Annotated in this window: 1 protein-coding gene; it reads right to left on the minus strand. The window is 59.5% G+C overall.

What is annotated here, in order from left to right; genetic code table 11:
* Positions 1–118: 118 nt before the first annotated feature.
* Positions 119–1036, minus strand: a complete 918-nt coding sequence (locus QMX88_RS29280) for a dihydrodipicolinate synthase family protein (RefSeq protein ID WP_122622254.1) — start codon at positions 1034–1036, stop codon at positions 119–121.
* Positions 1037–1221: the final 185 nt, after the last annotated feature.

Consider the following 1221-nt stretch of genomic DNA (forward strand, 5'->3'; position numbering starts at 1 on the left):
GTCCTACTACGGTCGCGAGTTCCGTCAGTAGGACCGGCTTCAGCCGGGAAGAGGCCGGTTTGAACACCACAGATCTACGCCAAAACACGCGGATCGGTTCACCCAAAAACCAAGCGCATCAAAGACCCACATCCGGCAACACCGGCTTGTTCGCCAACGCGGTCTTCATCAACTTCTCCACATATTCCCGATCACTGTCCGGCAGCGCCAGACGCGGTGGGCGGGTGAGGGCGCTGCCGCGTTCCATGATTGCTTCGCACAGCTTGATGCACTGCACCAGGTCCGGACGCGCATCCAGGTGCAGCAGCGGCATGAACCACTCATACAGCGCCATCGCCTCCGCAAAGCGCCCGGCCTTGGCCAGACGGAACAACGTCTCGCCCTCTTTCGGGAAGGCGTTGGACATCCCCGACACCCAGCCCACCGCGCCCACCGCAACGCTTTCCACCAACACATCATCGAGTCCGGCAAACAGCACGAAGCGATCCCCCACTTCGTTGCGCACGTCGATAAAGCGGTTGGTGTTCCCCGATGAATCCTTGAAACACACGATGGTGTCGCAGTCCGCTAGGGAGATGAGGATGTCCGGCGTGACGTCGTTCTTGTAGATCGGCGGGTTGTTGTAAACCATCATCGGCAGGTCGGTGGCGGCGGCCACGGTGCGGAAGTGCGTGGCGGTTTCGAAGGGTTTGGCCGAGTACACCAGCGCCGGCATCAGCATGATCCCGTCGGCACCGGCTTTCTGCACCTCTTTGGCGACAGCACTGGCATTGGCGCTGGTGAACTCGGCAATGCCGGAAATCACCGGCACGCGCCCGGCCGAGGCGTCTTTGGCGGCTTCCACCAGGCTGATCTTTTCGGCGACGCTCAACGAGGTGTTTTCCCCCACGGTCCCGCAGATCACCAGCCCCGATACGCCATCGCGCACCAAATTGGAAATGACCTTATGGGTGGCCTCCAGATTGAGGGAGAAATCGTCGTTGAATTGCGTGGTAACGGCAGGGAAGACCCCGCTCCAGGACACGGACTGGCTCATGATTGACTCCTGATTGGATAAAGGTATTTCGTATACGTTATTGTTTCCGCGGAAAACGCCCGAGTATTGGGTGTTTCAACGGCATCTCAGACTGCCTCGGTCCCCTGTAGGAGTGAGCTTGCTCGCGAATGCGGTGTATTTGTCACCACATCCATCGCAGACGTACCGCATTCGCGAGCAAGCTC

The sequence above is a fragment of the Pseudomonas sp. PS02290 genome (genome assembly GCF_029960075.1).
GTDB lineage: Bacteria > Pseudomonadota > Gammaproteobacteria > Pseudomonadales > Pseudomonadaceae > Aquipseudomonas.